The 15,699-nt window shown below is 64.9% G+C and carries 11 protein-coding genes; 10 read left to right on the top strand and 1 reads right to left on the bottom strand.

Annotated elements, in window-relative coordinates; all coding sequences use genetic code 11:
- Positions 1-12: 12 nt before the first annotated feature.
- On the bottom strand, positions 13-996 hold the full coding sequence (locus NGK70_RS09750) for a helix-turn-helix transcriptional regulator (protein ID WP_251973044.1): 984 nt from the start codon (positions 994-996) through the stop codon (positions 13-15).
- A gap of 427 nt (positions 997-1,423) precedes the next feature.
- On the opposite strand from NGK70_RS09750, the gene NGK70_RS09745 reads away from it, so the two are divergent.
- The 10 genes from NGK70_RS09745 (at position 1,424) to NGK70_RS09700 (ending at position 15,587) form a co-directional block, all read left to right on the top strand.
- A complete protein-coding gene (locus tag NGK70_RS09745) occupies positions 1,424-2,566 on the top strand; it encodes a hypothetical protein (protein WP_251973043.1) in 1,143 nt (380 codons plus the stop codon).
- Positions 2,567-2,762: 196 nt separating this feature from the next.
- Positions 2,763-4,712 (top strand): S8 family peptidase, encoded by a 1,950-nt coding sequence (locus tag NGK70_RS09740; protein WP_251973042.1) that lies wholly within the window; start codon positions 2,763-2,765, stop codon positions 4,710-4,712.
- Positions 4,713-4,755: 43 nt separating this feature from the next.
- Positions 4,756-5,073: a hypothetical protein gene (locus NGK70_RS09735; protein ID WP_251973041.1), complete on the top strand. Its 318-nt coding sequence runs from the start codon at positions 4,756-4,758 to the stop codon at positions 5,071-5,073.
- 175 nt (positions 5,074-5,248) lie between these two features.
- A complete protein-coding gene (locus tag NGK70_RS09730) occupies positions 5,249-6,379 on the top strand; it encodes an NAD-dependent epimerase/dehydratase family protein (protein WP_251973040.1) in 1,131 nt (376 codons plus the stop codon).
- A gap of 164 nt (positions 6,380-6,543) precedes the next feature.
- Positions 6,544-8,199 (top strand): undecaprenyl-phosphate glucose phosphotransferase, encoded by a 1,656-nt coding sequence (locus NGK70_RS09725; protein ID WP_251973039.1) that lies wholly within the window; start codon positions 6,544-6,546, stop codon positions 8,197-8,199.
- A 255-nt stretch (positions 8,200-8,454) separates the two neighbouring features.
- Complete coding sequence (locus tag NGK70_RS09720; RefSeq protein ID WP_251973038.1) at positions 8,455-10,275, top strand: type I secretion system permease/ATPase; 1,821 nt, start codon at positions 8,455-8,457, stop codon at positions 10,273-10,275.
- A gap of 57 nt (positions 10,276-10,332) precedes the next feature.
- A complete protein-coding gene (locus tag NGK70_RS09715) occupies positions 10,333-11,652 on the top strand; it encodes an HlyD family type I secretion periplasmic adaptor subunit (protein ID WP_251973037.1) in 1,320 nt (439 codons plus the stop codon).
- 124 nt (positions 11,653-11,776) lie between these two features.
- Positions 11,777-13,075, top strand: coding sequence for an acyltransferase family protein (locus tag NGK70_RS09710; protein WP_310742593.1), 1,299 nt, complete (start codon positions 11,777-11,779; stop codon positions 13,073-13,075).
- 245 nt (positions 13,076-13,320) lie between these two features.
- Positions 13,321-14,501, top strand: a protein-coding gene (locus NGK70_RS09705; protein WP_251973032.1) for an IS3 family transposase whose coding sequence is annotated in 2 segments (ribosomal slippage) — positions 13,321-13,570 and positions 13,570-14,501 — 1,182 coding nt in all. Because the reading frame shifts where the segments join, the coding sequence is not laid out codon by codon here.
- 105 nt (positions 14,502-14,606) lie between these two features.
- On the top strand, positions 14,607-15,587 hold the full coding sequence (locus NGK70_RS09700) for an IS481 family transposase (protein ID WP_251973035.1): 981 nt from the start codon (positions 14,607-14,609) through the stop codon (positions 15,585-15,587).
- Positions 15,588-15,699: the final 112 nt, after the last annotated feature.

The raw sequence follows: 15,699 nt of genomic DNA, 5'->3' as shown, positions 1-15,699 counted from the left end.
GGACGACATCCGTCAATAGTGCCCGATCGCTGCCTGCAGGCGCTCGCGCAGCTTGTCGCGCAGCGATTCGGGCGCCTCCACCACCACGTCCGGCCCGTGGCGTAGCAGGTCCATGGTCAGCTCGGTGTCGTCGCTGTAGGGGAGCGTCATGCGCAGGCCGCCTTCAGGCAGCGGCTCGATCGACTGCTTCGGGTGCCACTGCTCGTTGGCCACCCACTGCGCCGCCGCGGGGCTGAAGCGCAGCACCGCCTGCTGCAGCTCGCCGCCGCCGTAGACGCCGTAGCCGCCGTCCAGCGCCGCCTCGACGCTGCGCAGCGACACGTCCTTGGCGCGCTGGTCGCTCAGCTCAGCGCCGCGGATGGCATCCAGCGCAAAGCGGCGCAGGCCGTCGCTGGCGTGGCACCAGGCGTCCAGGTACCAGGTGTTGCGGTGGTGCAGCAGCCGCTGCGGCGAGACCTGCCGGCGCGACTCGCTGCCCTTGCTGCGAGTGTAGTAGGTCAGCTCCAGCCGGCGGCGTTGCAGCAGCGCGCTGGCCACGCGCTCGAACCAGCGCCTCACCACCGGCCGGCGCGCCGGCAGGCTGATCTTGACGCGGCGCATCAGCTCGCGCGCCTCGCCCGCGCTGGTGCCCAGCATGCCGTGCAGCTTCTCCAGCAGCGGCTGCAGGTGGCGCCCGAGCGTGCCGCCGCTGTCCAGCCCGTCGATGAGCTGGTGCATCGTCAGCAGCGCGTGGATCTCGCGCTCGCTGAACCACACGCCGGGCAGCTCGTGGCTGACCTCCTTCTTGCTGCCGCGCCCGGTCGGGGCGGAGAAGCGGTAGCCGTTGCTGGGCCGGTCGTAGACGATCGGCGCATCCATGCGGCTGCGCAGGTATTCCAGATCCCGCTTGAGCGTGGCGCGCGAAACCTCCAGCTCGTCCATCAGCGTGGCGAAGCTGACCGATCCGCGCAGCCGGATCATCATCTCGATGCGGTAGAAACGTTCCGTACGATCCATCGTGGCGACTCTGCCTTGTACTCCCTGCCCAACCCGCAGCACGCGCGCATGGATCGCGCAGCCCAGGCTCAGGACCTGAGCTCATCCTAGCCCGGCAAGTGGCAAACCGCGCTGTGACTTGATCCCCTGAACGCGGGTGACAGCGCCGGGCCGCAAATCCCGCGGCGCCAAACGTGACGCGCCGCACACTTGGCGCCACCCCGGCCGCAGCGCCGGCGAAGTTCCCGCAAAACACCCCCCGTGGACGCGGGAACGGCGCCCGAAAACCCCCGCACAGGCCCCCACGCCCGCGGGCTGGGCCGCACGGCGCATCGCGCGCACAGTGTGTTCAATCGATCGACGGAATGGCTCACCTCATGAGCCACTTGGACCAGATACTGGTTCACTGGTCGGGCACGGGGCCCGGCGCCGTCGAGGAGTTGAACGCATGTCTGCCGAGATCCAGATGACCATCGAACACCTGCTGGCAAGTGATGGAGCGCGCACCGGCTTCGAGCTGGGCTGGGACCACGCCCGCCACGGCCTGACGCCGCCGCCCGAGCACCTGAGCGCCGCCAGCGCGATCCGCCAGGGCTACGAGTCCGGGCGCGCCAGCTTCGGTGGCCGCACCCGGCTGGCCACGCCCACCGTGCGCCTGTGGCTGCAGCTGCGCCAGCAGGCCTGGCTGCGCGGCCTGGCCTTCGAGGCCCTGAGCGTCACCCCCAACTACCTCGGCCAGCTGCAGAGCAGCCACTGCCCCGTCACCCGCGCAGCACTCACGGTAGGCAGCCAGCTGCCGCCACACGGCGCGCCGGCCGACCGGGTGGTCGCCCGCATCTGCGAGGACGCCGGCTACGCCGCCGGCAACCTGGCGGTGATCAGCCTGGCCGCCGACCTGGCCAAGGCCGACCTCGCCTGGGACGACGCCTGGTCGCAGGCCGACGGGCTGCGCGCCAGCGGCGCCGCCAGCGCCGATGGCCTGGGCTTCAACGCCTGGCGCCGCCTGGCCGTGCTGATGTCCTTCGTCACCCCGCTGGCCCATGCCGATGCCGCCCGCCTGCCGCTGCTGGTGCTGCCGCCCAACCGCCTGCACCTGCTCAACCCCATCCAGGGCCTGCAGGTGCTGGCCACCCAGCTGCTCGCCCGCAGCGGCTGGAGCACGCGGCTGACGCGCTTCCTGTCGCTGCTGCCCAGCGATGCGATGCGCCATGACTTCCAGCAGTTCTTCCTCGCGCTGCTGCCCCGCGTGATCTCGGCCGGCGCCCCTACCGACGCCCTGCGCCGCCGCTGGGCGCTCGAAGACGCCTGGCGCGACGCCGAGGTTCTCAAGCTCTGGAGCCACTTCGCCCTGCAGCTCGACGCCGAGCGCGCCCAGGCCCTGCTTGAGCGCGCCACCGCCGACGGCCTGATGGGCCAGCGCGTGCAGCTGCACGACGAGGCCCAGGCCACCGACGGCTGGGCGCTGGAGACAAAGGGCTATGTGCAGCCGGGCCTGCCCATGCCCCCCACCGTGCACCGTGGCCGCCGCACCGGGCAACCCACCCACCGCGGCGATGGCAGCCCGCGCCAGCTCAGCCTGCCGATGAACTGAAGCGGCGCCAACCCGCCGTGGTTGGGCACATCGGCACGCACAGAAACCTCCCGGCAATGTGGGGCAGCGCTGCCGCTGCCTACACTTGGGGGGATGCGCCCAACCTGCCCCCCCCCGGATCCAACGCATCGCCACCCTGCCGTCCCTGCTCGGCGCGCTCGCCCTGTTGGGCGCGGGGCTGCTGCTACCGGCCTCCGTGTCGGCCGAGCGTGGCCCTTCGCGCAGCAGTGCCAGCCTGCCGGCGGACACAGGTGACACCGCACGCGTCATCGTCAAATACCGCAGCAGCAGTAGCAGTGGCACGGCCTCAGCGCTGTCCGCCCAGAGCGGTGGCACAGCCGCTGCGCTCGCCGCCGTACAGCGCGCCGCCGCGCTGTCCAGCCGCCTGGGACTGAAGCTGTCGAACGGGCCGGCCGTCGGGCCCCGCCACCAGGTGCTCACCGCCACCGGCATGAGCAGCGAGGCCCTGGCCGCCCAGCTGGGCACGGACAGCGAGGTTGAATACGCCGTGCCGTCACGCAAGCGCCGCGCCCACGCCGTCACCCCCAGTGATCCGCGCTACGCCGGCAGCTCATCACAAAGCCCCGCCGCCGGCCAGTGGTACCTGCGCACGCCAGACAGCACCTTCGTCTCCTCCGTGGACGCTCCCGCAGCCTGGGCGGTGAGCACCGGCAATGCCAGTGTCGTCGTGGCCGTGCTGGACACCGGCGTGCGCCGGGACCACCCCGACCTGACCGGCAAGCTGCTGGCGGGCTACGACTTCGTCTCCAGCAGCAGCATCTCCAACGACGGTGACGGCCGCGACGCCGACCCCAGCGACCCAGGTGACTGGGTCAGCGCCGCCGAGGCCAGCACAGGCACCTTCAGCGGCTGTAGCGAGGCGAGCAGCAGCTGGCATGGCACCCAGACCGCGGGCCTGGTGGCGGCTGCCACCAACAACGGCATGGGCATGGCCGCGCTCGGCCGCAACGTGCGGGTGCTGCCGGTGCGCGTGCTGGGCAAGTGCTTCGGCTATGACGACGACATCATTGCCGGCATCCGCTGGGCGGCTGGGCTCACGGTCGCAGGGGTGCCCACCAACCCGAATCCGGCCAAGGTGATCAGCCTCAGCCTGGGCTCCGCCGGCAGCTGCGACAGTGCCTACCAGGAGGCCGTGCGCGAGGCCATCGCCGCTGGCGCCAGCGTGGTGGTATCGGCCGGCAACGACAGCCTGGCCGTCAACGCCCCGGCCAATTGCGCTGGTGCGATCGCGGTGGCCGGCGTCCGCCATGTGGGCACCAAGATCGGCTACTCCAGCCTCGGCCCCGAAGTGACCATCGCCGCGCCGGGCGGCAACTGCGTCAACGACACAGGTGAATGCCTCTACCCGATCAGCAGCACCAGCAACACCGGCAGCACCATCCCGTTGGCCGCCAGCTACACCAGCGGGGGTGACGACTACGCCGTGGGCACCAGCTTCTCCGCCCCGCAGGTATCGGCCGCCATTGGCCTGATGCTCTCAGCCAACCCGACCCTCACCCCCAGCCAGGTGACCTCGCTGCTGCAGGACACGGCCCGCACCTTCCCCACCACCGGAGCCAGCAGCGACCCCACCGTCTCCACCGACGCGGCCTGCCTGGCACCGAGCGCAGCCGAGCAGGCCAGGGAGTGCTACTGCACCACCGCCACCTGTGGCGCCGGCATGCTAGACGCCGGTGCCGCCGTCAAGGCGGCGGCCGCCGGCCGGCTGGTGGCCAACATCGTCGACGACAGCAGCCTGATCGCCGTGGGCGCCAGCGGCGCCTTCAGCGCGGCCCAGTCCAGCGCCTCCACGGGCAACAGGCTCAGCGCGTACGGCTGGGGCCTCACCAGCGGCAGCAGCATCGCCAGCCTGGGCAGCAGCACCGGCAGCAGCACTCGCCTGACCGCCACCGGCGACGGCACCGTGCTGCTGCAACTCACCGTGACGGACGCCAGCGGCAGCGCGACCACCACCGCGGTGGTCAGCATTGGCAAGGGCGGCAGCGTCGATGGCAGCACGACCGACACGGGCGAAGGCGACGACAGCGGCGGTGGCGCCATCGGCGGCGAGCTACTCCTCGGCGGCAGCCTGGCCGCCGCCGTCCTGGTGCTGATCCGCCGACGCGAGCGCCAGACCCGGTGCTGAGACAGCCTGCTGCCCCGAACCCGGCACACAGGTGACCCAGGCGGTGCCTCGCACCATCGCCATCCACGCCGACGCCCCACCCAAGCCGGCCTGGGGCGAGCCCTGCAACGGCTGCGGCGTGTGCTGCCTGGCCGAGCCCTGCCCCATCGGCATCCTCGTCAGCGCCCGCCGCTTCGGCGCCTGCCGAGCGCTCGCCTGGGACGAGCCGGCGCAGCGCTACGTCTGCGGCGTGCTGACCGGTCAGCGCCACCTCCTGCCCCGCTGGCTGCGCCCCATCGCCCCCTGGCTGCAGCGCCGCGCCGCGCGGTGGATCGCCGCCGGCAGTGGCTGCGATTGCGACGTCGAGCTCGACGACGCCTGAGCCAAAACGGCGGACTTGAGCGGGCCGCACCACAACCACGCGCCGGCCCAGAAAGAGTTCCGGCAGCACTTCACGCGCTTGGGCACTGCCACCGGGCCGGGGGGATGCAATGTCGACGGCGCTCGGCAAAGTGCGAGCCCAGACTCCACAAACGCATCCCAAGGAAGGCCTCCCCATGACCCCGCTCACTCACATGGCGCAAGGACCGCGACGCCGCATCCTCGTCACCGGCGCGGCGGGCTACATCGGCAGCGCCCTGGTGCGTGACCTGCTCGAACTCGGCCACGAGGTGGTCGCAGTCGACACCATGGTCTTCGGCGAGCGCGGCCTGCATGCAGTCGCCAACCACCCCGGCCTGACCGTGCGTCGCATGGACGTGCGCGGCCTGCAGCGCGAACACCTCGGCGGCATCCATGCCATCGTCGACCTCGCCGGCATCGGCGACGCCCGCGCCGCCGAGCTCGACCCCGCCTGGACGCACGCCGTCAACCACCTCGCCCGCGTGCGCCTCGCCCAGCTCGCGCCCACCGCCGGCGTGCAGCGCTACATCCTGGCCAGCAGCTGCTGCGTCTACGGAAACGACAACGACAACGGCAGGGTCAACGGCAGCGGCGTGGACACGCTCGCCCCCTCGGCGGACGACAGCCCGCTCGACGAGAGCAGCCCCACCCACCCCGTCGGCGCCTACGCCCTGGCCAACCTGAAGGCCGAGGCCGCCGTGCTGCCCCTGGCCCGCCCCGGCTTCGCGCCCACCGTGCTGCGCCTGGCCACCTGCCACGGCCTGGCGCCGCGCACCCGCTTCGACCTCATCGCCAACGCCATGGCCGAGCAGGCGCTCGGCGAGAGGCGCATCACCCTGCCCGATGCAGCCGACACCTGGCACCCCCTGCTGCAGATCGACGATGCCTCCCAGGCCATCATCGCCACGTTGGGCGCCCCCCTCACCAGCGTGGCGCGGCAGATTTTCAATGTCGGCGCGGGCAACCTGCGCACCGCCGAGATCGCCCGCACGGTGCAGCTCGTGCTGGGCAGCCACATCACGATCCAGGCCGCCCCCCTGCAAGCCCGCACAGCCAGCCCCCCCGGCCGGCGCATCGACTTCGACAAATTCACCCACCTCCTCGGCTGGCGACCGCAGCGCGAACTCATGCAGTCCGTCGCCAGCCTGGTGGACGCGCTGGACGCCGGGCGGGTGGACAGCGGCCCGGCCACGCGGACGCAGCGCTGGTACGAGCAGGCCCTGTCGGTAACTGCTCACAGCCCAGGCGGCCAGCATGCCGCAGCGGCCTCCCACGTACCCAACTGATCTGCTCCGCCGTTCGGAGACACCCATGTCTCGCCCCCCAGCACTGCCACGGCCACGCCACACCCGGATCGCTGCATCCGGACCTCTCAGCCCAAAACGGCACGAGTTGCATGAGTCATTGATCGCCACCCCTCGATTGAGGGATCAATCCTGCCAATCGGCGCATGCACATTAACGTCAACAAACCACAGCATAGTGCCGACGCCTTGACGGCCGCGGCTGCATCGCGACCTGACGACGGCCAAAGCCAGATGAAAGGCGGGAGCGGCCAGGACATCACGCATCAAGCCACGGGGAGCAAGGTAATGGATATGTCAATCGCCTCCTGGACCACCCCAAAGGGTTCCATCAAACCGCCAATGCCACCGCTGCCACAACCGACCCGCCCGGCGCAACTGCCCCCGGTCGAGCCGTTTGTCGCCACACGCCCGGCAGACGCGATGAACTCTCTCTTCGCGGCACGCCCACCACTGCCCATCAGCACCTTCGTCGCCAACCTCGCAGAACCCGCGTTGTCCGTGGCACTGCTGTTCCTGGCCACTACGTTGCAGGAGCAGCCCGTGGATCGGGCCACGATGCTCCTGGCCATGCTGGTCCTGCTGATCACCTTTCCCGGCAAGGAGCGCTTCCACAGCCGCCCGCTCGACGTGATCGTTGGCGTTGCGGGAGCCTGGATGGCCACAATCGCCATCCTGGGTGCCATCGGCTTTGCCACTCGCAGCTTCCACTTCTTCGAACCCGAGGTGCTGATCTGGTGGGTAGCCCTCACTCCCATCAGCCACGTCGGTGCAGCCCTGCTGGGGGCATCCGTGATGCGACTGCATGCTGCCCGCACGGAGGCACGCCGCCCCGCCTTGGTCATCGGTGCAGGTACGCTGGGGCTCAAGATCGCCACCATGCTGGAGCGCCGTAGCGCCTACGGCCACGACTTCTACGGCTACCTCGAGGACCGTGCTCCCGAGCGTTGCCCGCCTGAAGTACGCTCCCGCCTGCTCGGCCGGCTCGAAGACCTGCCTCGCCTCATCCAGCGCGCGGGCATCCGGGACATCTACGTCACCCTGCCGCTGGGCCAACAGCCGCGCATCATGCGACTGATGGCCCAACTCCAGGACAGCGCCGCCTCCGTGTACTACGTGCCCGACGTGTTTGGCGTCAACATCATCCAGGGCCGCACGCACAACATGGACGGTGTGCCCGTGGTCGGCCTGCTGGAAAGCCCATTCGTCGGTGTGAACGGCCTGCTCAAGCGCGCCAGTGACATCGTGCTCGCCAGCCTCATCCTGCTGCTCATCGCCCCAGTGCTTCTCCTGGTCGCCTTCGGCGTCAAGCGCAGTTCGCCAGGTCCCATCATCTTCAAGCAGCGACGCCATGGCCTGGATGGCGAGGAGATCATCGTCTACAAGTTCCGCTCGATGACCACGATGGACAACGGCGCCACCGTACATCAAGCCACCAAGCACGACCCGCGCATCACCCCGTTCGGCGCCTTCATCCGCCGCACTTCGCTGGACGAACTGCCGCAATTCATTAATGTGTTGCAGGGTCGCATGAGCATCGTCGGCCCACGCCCCCACGCCGTGGCCCACAACGAACAATACCGCCAGCTCATCAAGAGCTACATGGTGCGCCACAAGGTGCGCCCAGGCATCACAGGCTGGGCCCAAGTCAACGGCCTGCGCGGGGAGACCGACACCATCGACAAGATGGCCCGCCGCATCGAATGCGACCTGGAATACCTACGCAACTGGTCCCTTGCGCTGGACCTGAAGATCATCGCCCGCACCGCCGGCATGACCTGGTTCGACAAAAGAGCGTATTGACCCGAGCACCGACCAAACCGTCCTGGCCTCCCTGTTTCCTGGGGTGGCTTGCCGGATGGTCAGCGTGCCGAGGTTGCGGACAAGCACCGCCGAGCATTCAAAACCAACGTCGAAGCGGGAGTATTCGCACACCGCACTTTGACGCGGAGGCAGCGGGGCGAACATGGTCTGCTATGGTCAACTATCTCGCTGCAACGTAGCCAGACTACGCTGCCAAGCGCATCGATTGTTGGCCCAGGGAGTGAATGAGAGACTATGAAAAGACTGCTCAGATGGGCGCTGGCGTTCTCGTTCGTGATCAACCTTCTCTGGTTGGCTCCAGCGATGTTCAGTTTGCAGGTGTTCGACCGTGTGCTCACGAGCCAAAGCAAGGAGACACTCCTCGTTCTGGTTCTTGGGCTGTGCATCGCCTTCGCATTGACAGGGGTACTTGAGTACCTGCGTGGACGGCTGCAGGGTGTTCTGGGCAGCATCGTGAATGACGCGCTGGCACCTGAAATCGCCCGGCTGACCCTTGTTGAGGCCGCAAAGCGGCAAGGGCCTGTGCCGATGGAACCGCTGCGAGACGTCGCACGTCTGCGCAACCTGTTCTCGGCCCAAGGGGTAATCGCCGTGCTTGACGCACCCTGGGCCCTTGTCTTTATTGGTGTAATTGCATTGGCGCACCCCTGGCTTGGAGTTGGCGCAGCCGCAGCAGGAGCCGTGATGCTGGCGTTTACCTTTCTGAACGATCGCCTGACCAGAAAGTCAATCGAAGAGGTTCAGAGCGAAGCTGGCAAAAGCCAGAGATACCTCGAACAGGCAATGTCCAACTCGGAAGCGGCCCAGGCCCTGGGCATGAGCGATTCACTCGTCGCACGCTGGCAGCAAATGAGTATGCGGCTGGCCGATCTGCAAGGGCCTGTTGCACGCAGGGCCGTGGCGATGTCGTCCTTCATCAGGGTACTGAGGCAGGGTATACAAGTCCTGCTGCAGGCGTTGGGCGCATACTTGGTACTGGATGGTCAGGCTTCGCCTGGGGTCATGGTTGCATCGACGATGTTGCTCGGCCGCGCCCTGGCTCCCATCGAGCAGATGGTAGCCAGTTGGAAAGTGCTTGCTGAGGGCCGACTGGCCTACCAGCGATTGAATCCGATGCTCAAACAAGTCATGGGTCGGCAACCCCCCATGCAATTACCGGCACCCACAGGGCAGTTGACGGCCGCAGGGTTGGTCTATCGACCGGCCCGCAGCGACAGGATGATCGTCGCAGGCATCTCCCTTCAACTGGCTACCGGTGAGTCACTGGCCATCATCGGCCCCAGCGGCTCCGGAAAGAGCACGCTCGTGCGGCTCTTGATCGGACTGTGGGCGCCGGCAGCAGGCGTGGTTCGACTCGACGGGGTGGATCTATCGAAGTGGGGCAGAGAACAAGTGGGCCCACACATCGGATACGTTCCCCAGGACGTCGAACTGTTCGCTGGGACGGTCGCTGACAATATTGCTCGCCTGGGCCCGGTGGATTCCGACTTGGTGGTCGAGGCGGCGAAGTTGGCTGGTGTGCATGAAATGATCCTGGGCCTGCCTGAGGGGTACGACACCGAAATCGACCCCCATGCTGCCTTGCTTTCTCCGGGACAACGTCAGCGAATAGCCGTCGCCCGGGCATTGTTCGGCAGCCCCAGGCTCGTGGTCATGGACGAGCCGAACTCCAATCTGGACGGCGCAGGAGAGCTTGCACTGGCTGAAACGCTCAAGCAGCTGCGCGGAAACACGACCGTGATCGTGGTGACACACCGAGCCACCTTGACCGCACATGTTGACAAGATATTGGTCGTAGAAGCTGGGCGGGCTACCCACTTTGGGCCTGCCCGCGATGTCCTTCAGGCTCTTTCCGGCGGTGCGCGACCGATGCCGGCCGGCGGTGGGCCTGCCGTTGCGCCCCCGCAAGGTGTCTCTCGGCCAGCAGCGCCGGCCGCACCTCCCTCGGTAACTTACCCCGGCAACGAGGCCTCAACCCCTGCGGCATCGAATCCTCCCATGGCACAGGTCTTGCCCATGGCGCGTTCGGCCTCTGGTGCGGGGCTGCTCAATTGACGGACAAATCGAGCCCATAGACATATGTCTCTTCCAGCGCTATTGGAGCCGCAACCCGTGTCCCGAGTCGATCTGCTGACATTGCATGGGCGCGAGGCAAGTGAAATTACCCGAAAGGGCATGTGGGTCTTGCTCGCCGGCGTGCTGCCCATATCGGCTTGGCTCGCGCTTGCCCCCTTGTCCTCCGCTGTCGTTGCACCCGGGTATGTCAAGGTTGATCTGAACCGACGAACGGTTCAGCACGCCGAGGGTGGCACTGTCCGCTCCGTCTTCGTCCGGGATGGGCAGAAGGTAAAAGCCGGAGAAGTACTGCTGGAACTCGGGGATGTGGCCGTTTCTGCAGACAAGACACGTCTGAGTTATCGGCTGCTGGCTGAACGCGCCAGCGTCCTCCGGCTGGAAACGGAACAGATTCGAGGAGGAGCCTTGGTATGGCCTGCCTATCTACTCGAAGCAGCCAAACAGGATGCGGCTCTGTCCTCGCAACTGGTCAAGGAGCAGTCACTATTTTCTGCCCGACGCGATGCACTTCGCAGTCAGTCGGCCCTGCTTCGTGAGCAACGCAGCAAAGTGCTGATGGAATTGCAGTCTCTGCGTGCCCAGATCTCGGCGGCTCTGCAGTCGATGGCAGCGCAGAAGGCGGAGTTGGAATCGAACCGTACCTTGGTCAGCGATGGATTCATCGCATCGACGCGCATCCTGCAACTCGAAGCTGCCGTGGCCGACTATGCCGCCAAACTGGAGGAGCGACGTGCAGACCTGGTTCGAGCCGAACAACGTATCGTTGACATCGATCTGAAGCTCCAGGGGCTGGACAATGAGTATCGCCAACAGGCAAGTGACCAATTGAAGACTGCAAACGTACGGGTACAAGATATTGAACAGGAACTGCGCAAAGCCAGTGATGCGTCGAGCAGACAACTGATTTCAGCACCGGTGGATGGTGAGGTCATTGGTCTGCGGGTGACAAACCCAGGTACCGTGATTGCACCGCGTGAGCCGATCATGGACGTATTGCAGAATGATCCCAAGCTCTTGGTGGAAGCACGGATTCGAACCGAAGACGTGAATCGGGTTCATACGGGCCAGCATGCTGAGATACGGTTTACCGCCTACAACTACCGTAGCACCCGCTTGGTACGCGGGAGTGTTTATTACTTGTCACCAGACCGACTCATTGAGCAGCAGAACAATCAGGCCTACTACACGGTGCACATCGAGGTCGATGCCAATGATGTCGCCAACGCGACTCAAGGGGAAAAACTGAAGGCAGGCATGCCAGCCGAGGTCTATATTCAGGGGGAAACACGCACTCCACTGCAATATCTCTTCGAACCCGTGACCCAGGTATTACGTCGTGCGGGCAGAGAGCGTTGACCGATAATGAAGTCCCCGATAGTGGCACCTGCACAAGCGAACGACAGGCTGAACGGGCGGTGAAGTCAGTCAGGTAAAAGCAACCAAAAACATTCCACGCGCCGACTCGTACAGCAAGAACGGGATGCATCGATTCAAATATTACCCGCTCGAGCAACACTCTCTTCATCAGAAACCGCCATCCCCAATGAATGCATCCACGAGGAATCGGAGAGGAGCCCCCGGAATCGAGGTGATTCAGTATTTGCGTGCTGCGGCTGCGATTTTGGTGGTTTATTATCACACGCTAAATTACTCCAGATCGTCCTTTTGGCCGAAGTTGGGATCCGAAGGTGTTGACGTATTCTTCGTGATCAGCGGTTTCATCATGGCCTACACCACGACAGGACAGAATTCCACGGAAAATCGGTGGCGCGAATCCATTGATTTCATGTGGCGGCGAATCCTGCGGGTCGTGCCCCTCTACTGGATTGCACTTACGCTGGCTTGGCGCAAAGAAATATTCAGCGGCCAAGGCAACCTGCTGACGCTACAGGACTACCTGTTTATTCCACATTACCATCAGACCCGATCAGATATGATTTGGCCCCATCTGGTGCCCGGGTGGACCATAAACTATGAAATGGCCTTTTATCTGGTTTTCGCCTTCTCCATTTTGGCAGGCCGTTATCGGCTGTTGACAATGCTGTCGTTTCTGGGAGCGCTTGCTCTTGGAGCCTGGAATTTCGGCGACAAGACAGATTCTGTCTTTACAGAGTTCTACGGATCACCGATTGTTCTTGAGTTTGGCTTTGGCATCATTCTCTACCTCGCCATATCAAAACACTCACTCCACATTCCTCAATGGACTTTGGGGGCAATGAGTGCGACGGCTGCAGTCATAATTTTTCTCCCCAATCAATTTCACAGAGCTTTTGCAGACGGAATGCCTGCCTTTATATTAATATATGGACTTCTGCAGCTGCAATCCAGTTTCAGATCAAAAACACTACGCCTGCTTGGCGACGCCTCTTATTCAATTTACATATTCCATCTATTTGCCTTGGAAGCGATTGAGAAGCTAATTCGCCTCTCCTCACTCTATCTAACGATCGAAAGAGATTTCAGTGCAATATTAATATTGAGACTGGCTTTCGCTGTGGGCGTGGGAGTCCTCATTCATCTTGTACTGGAAAAGCCCCTGACACGATTTCTCCAGCAGCTGCCAACATGGTGGTCATCGCAGGCAAGACCTACTGCCAAACATCAAGCAGCAGCCATCTCTCCTGGGGTTCCTCCGGCCAGAAATCATGATGACCAAGCCCTTGCCGGCTTGTCGGTGATCTCTCGACATGGGATGTCACTGAATGACTTTCCTGAAATAGAAAATCCACGAGATCCTGTGCGCGCGCAGGGTGGGAATTTCTTAATTTTGAAACGCTAGGGAAGCTCTGCACAAATGAGTCACCGATGTGCTTGGCGGGCTGGGCGGTGTTGGCGAGGATGTGAGGCATGAAGCAAGCGGACCTGGGGCTGAACCGTGAGCTGCCTGCCGTCTTTCGTCTTCCAAGGGTCGATGGTTAGCTGTCAAGACCCGGGAGATCCTTTGGCCGTTTCTTGAACTGAGCTGCCTGCCGTCTTTCGTCTTCCAAGGGTCGATGGTTAGCATCGAGACCTGAAGGAAGCGAAGTGAAGAAGATCCCGAAGCAGGAATACACGGCCGAGTTCAAGGAGCAGGCCGTCAAGCACGCGCAGGCGGTGGGCATCGTGGTGGCCGCCAAGGAACTGGGGCTGGTCGAGCAGACGCTGCGCAACTGGGTGAAGGCGTCGGTAGCTGGCAAGCTGACGGCGCCCGGTTCGAGGCCGGTGACGCCCGAGCAGATGGAGCTGTCCAGGCTGCGCGCCGAGAACGCGCGGCTGAAGATGCACGTCGACATCCTAAAAAAAGCGACGGCGTACTTTGCGAAGGATGCGCTGTGAAGTACGCCTGGATCGACGCGCAGCGCCGCGATTACCCTCTGCCCGACATGTGCGAGGTGCTGGCTGTCAGCGTCAGCGGCTACCGCGCCTGGCGTCGTGGCGGCAAGCCCGACCGCACGCGCTTGACGGACCCGCAGGCCGTGGCCCTGATCAAGAGCATCCACGCCGAAGTGAAGGCCGCCTATGGCTCGCGGCGCATGCACCGCGAGCTGCAGGAACGCGGTCATCGGATCGGCCTGCGTCGTGTGGAGCGGCTGATGCGAGAGCACGGCATCCGGGCACGGCACAAGCGGCGCTACAAGGCGACGACGGACTCCAAGCATTCGCTGCCGATCGCCGAGAACCTGCTGGCGCGCAACTTCACGCCCGAGGCGCCGAACCGGGTTTGGACGGGCGATATCACGTACATCCAGACAGGCGAGGGCTGGCTGTACCTGGCCATCGTGCTGGACCTTTTCAACCGAGAAATCATCGGCTGGTCGATCAAGCCGCGCATGACCGCCGACATCGTCACCGACGCGCTGACGATGGCCTGGTTCCGGCGCAAGCCAGGCGACGGGGTGATCTTCCACAGCGACCGCGGCAGTCAGTACGCCAGCCATGCGATGAAGACCCAGCTCACCGAGTACAGCATGACCGCCTCGATGAGCCGCAAAGGGAACTGCTGGGACAACGCTCCGACCGAGAGCTTCTTCAACAGCTTGAAGAACGAGCGGGTGCACGGCACGACCTACGCAACGAGAGCCGACGCGCAGGCCGACCTGTTCGAGTACATCGAGGTGTTCTACAACCGGAGTCGCCGCCACTCCACGCTGGGCTACAACTCGCCGGTTCGGTTCCTCGAGAACTGGATCAGCAAGCATGCTGCTCAGCACTCCATGGCAGCATAGGTGTTGGGTCCCATGTGATCATTGGCCCATTCGCAGCTGGCCGCTGTACCGAGCAAGACAGGTCATGCGCGAGGTGCTGAGCAACCAGACAAGAGGGGCGACCACATGAGCCAGATCCACCCGCAGGCACGCACGACGCCGCGTGTACGCGCCGAGATCCAGGCGTCCACGGACAGCCCGGCAGAGTTGGCCCGCCGGTACAACATCTCCGAGCCGACCGCGGCGAAGTGGCAGGGCCGAGACAGCGTGGAGGACCGCAGTCATCGTCCCCACAAGCTCAGCACGACCCTCACTGCCGCGCAGGAGGCCATCGTGGTGGAACTGCGCCGACTGCTGCTGTTGCCCCTGGACGACCTGCTCGTGGTCACGCGTGAGTTCGTCAACGCGCAGGCTTCTCGATCGGCGCTGGACCGCTGCCTGCGCCGCCACGGGGTGAACAACCTGCGCGAGTTGCAGGCGGCAGTGAGTGGGGAGCCGGCTCAGACGGCCGCGCCCAAGCGCTTCAAGGACTATGAGCCCGGCTTCGTGCACGTGGACATCAAGTACCTGCCGCAGATGCCTGACGAGACCGCGCGGCGCTATCTGTACGTAGGCATCGACCGGGCCACGCGCTGGGTGTTCGTTCGTATCTACGCGGACATGGAAACCACCAGTGCGGTGGACTTCGTCAACCGCCTGCACGAGGCCGCACCCATGCGCATCGACAAGCTGCTGACAGACAACGGCGCGTGCTTCACCGACCGTTTCCAGCGCAAGTCCAGTACACCCAGCGGCAAGCACCACTTCGACGTTCGCTGCCGCGCCCTGGGCATCGAGCATCGCCTGTGCCCGCCCAAGCATCCCCAGACCAATGGCCTGGTCGAACGCTTCAACGGTCGCATTGCCGAGGTCGTCGCACAGACCCGATTCCACAGCGCCGCTGAGCTGGAGCAGACCCTGCTGCAGTACGTCAAGGTCTACAACACCCGCATCCCACAGCGCGCCCTGGACCATCTCACGCCACTCTATGCCCTCAAGTCCTGGCGCGCCAAGTCACCCGATCTGTTCAAGAAACGGCCAAAGGATCTCCCGGGTCTTGACACATAGGAACGGCCCGCTAGAAGACGAATTTCGACGGGCACCTCAGGCTGACAACGAGCCGACCCGGCCCAACGTGTTGTTGGGCAGGCAGGGGCGTTGCGTCGAGAGGCGCAACGCC

Origin of the sequence: Sphaerotilus microaerophilus (assembly GCF_023734135.1) — a bacterium.
GTDB lineage: Bacteria > Pseudomonadota > Gammaproteobacteria > Burkholderiales > Burkholderiaceae_C > Sphaerotilus > Sphaerotilus microaerophilus.
Note: the sequence above shows the minus strand (reverse complement) of the source record. Positions and strands in the feature narration are given on the sequence as shown.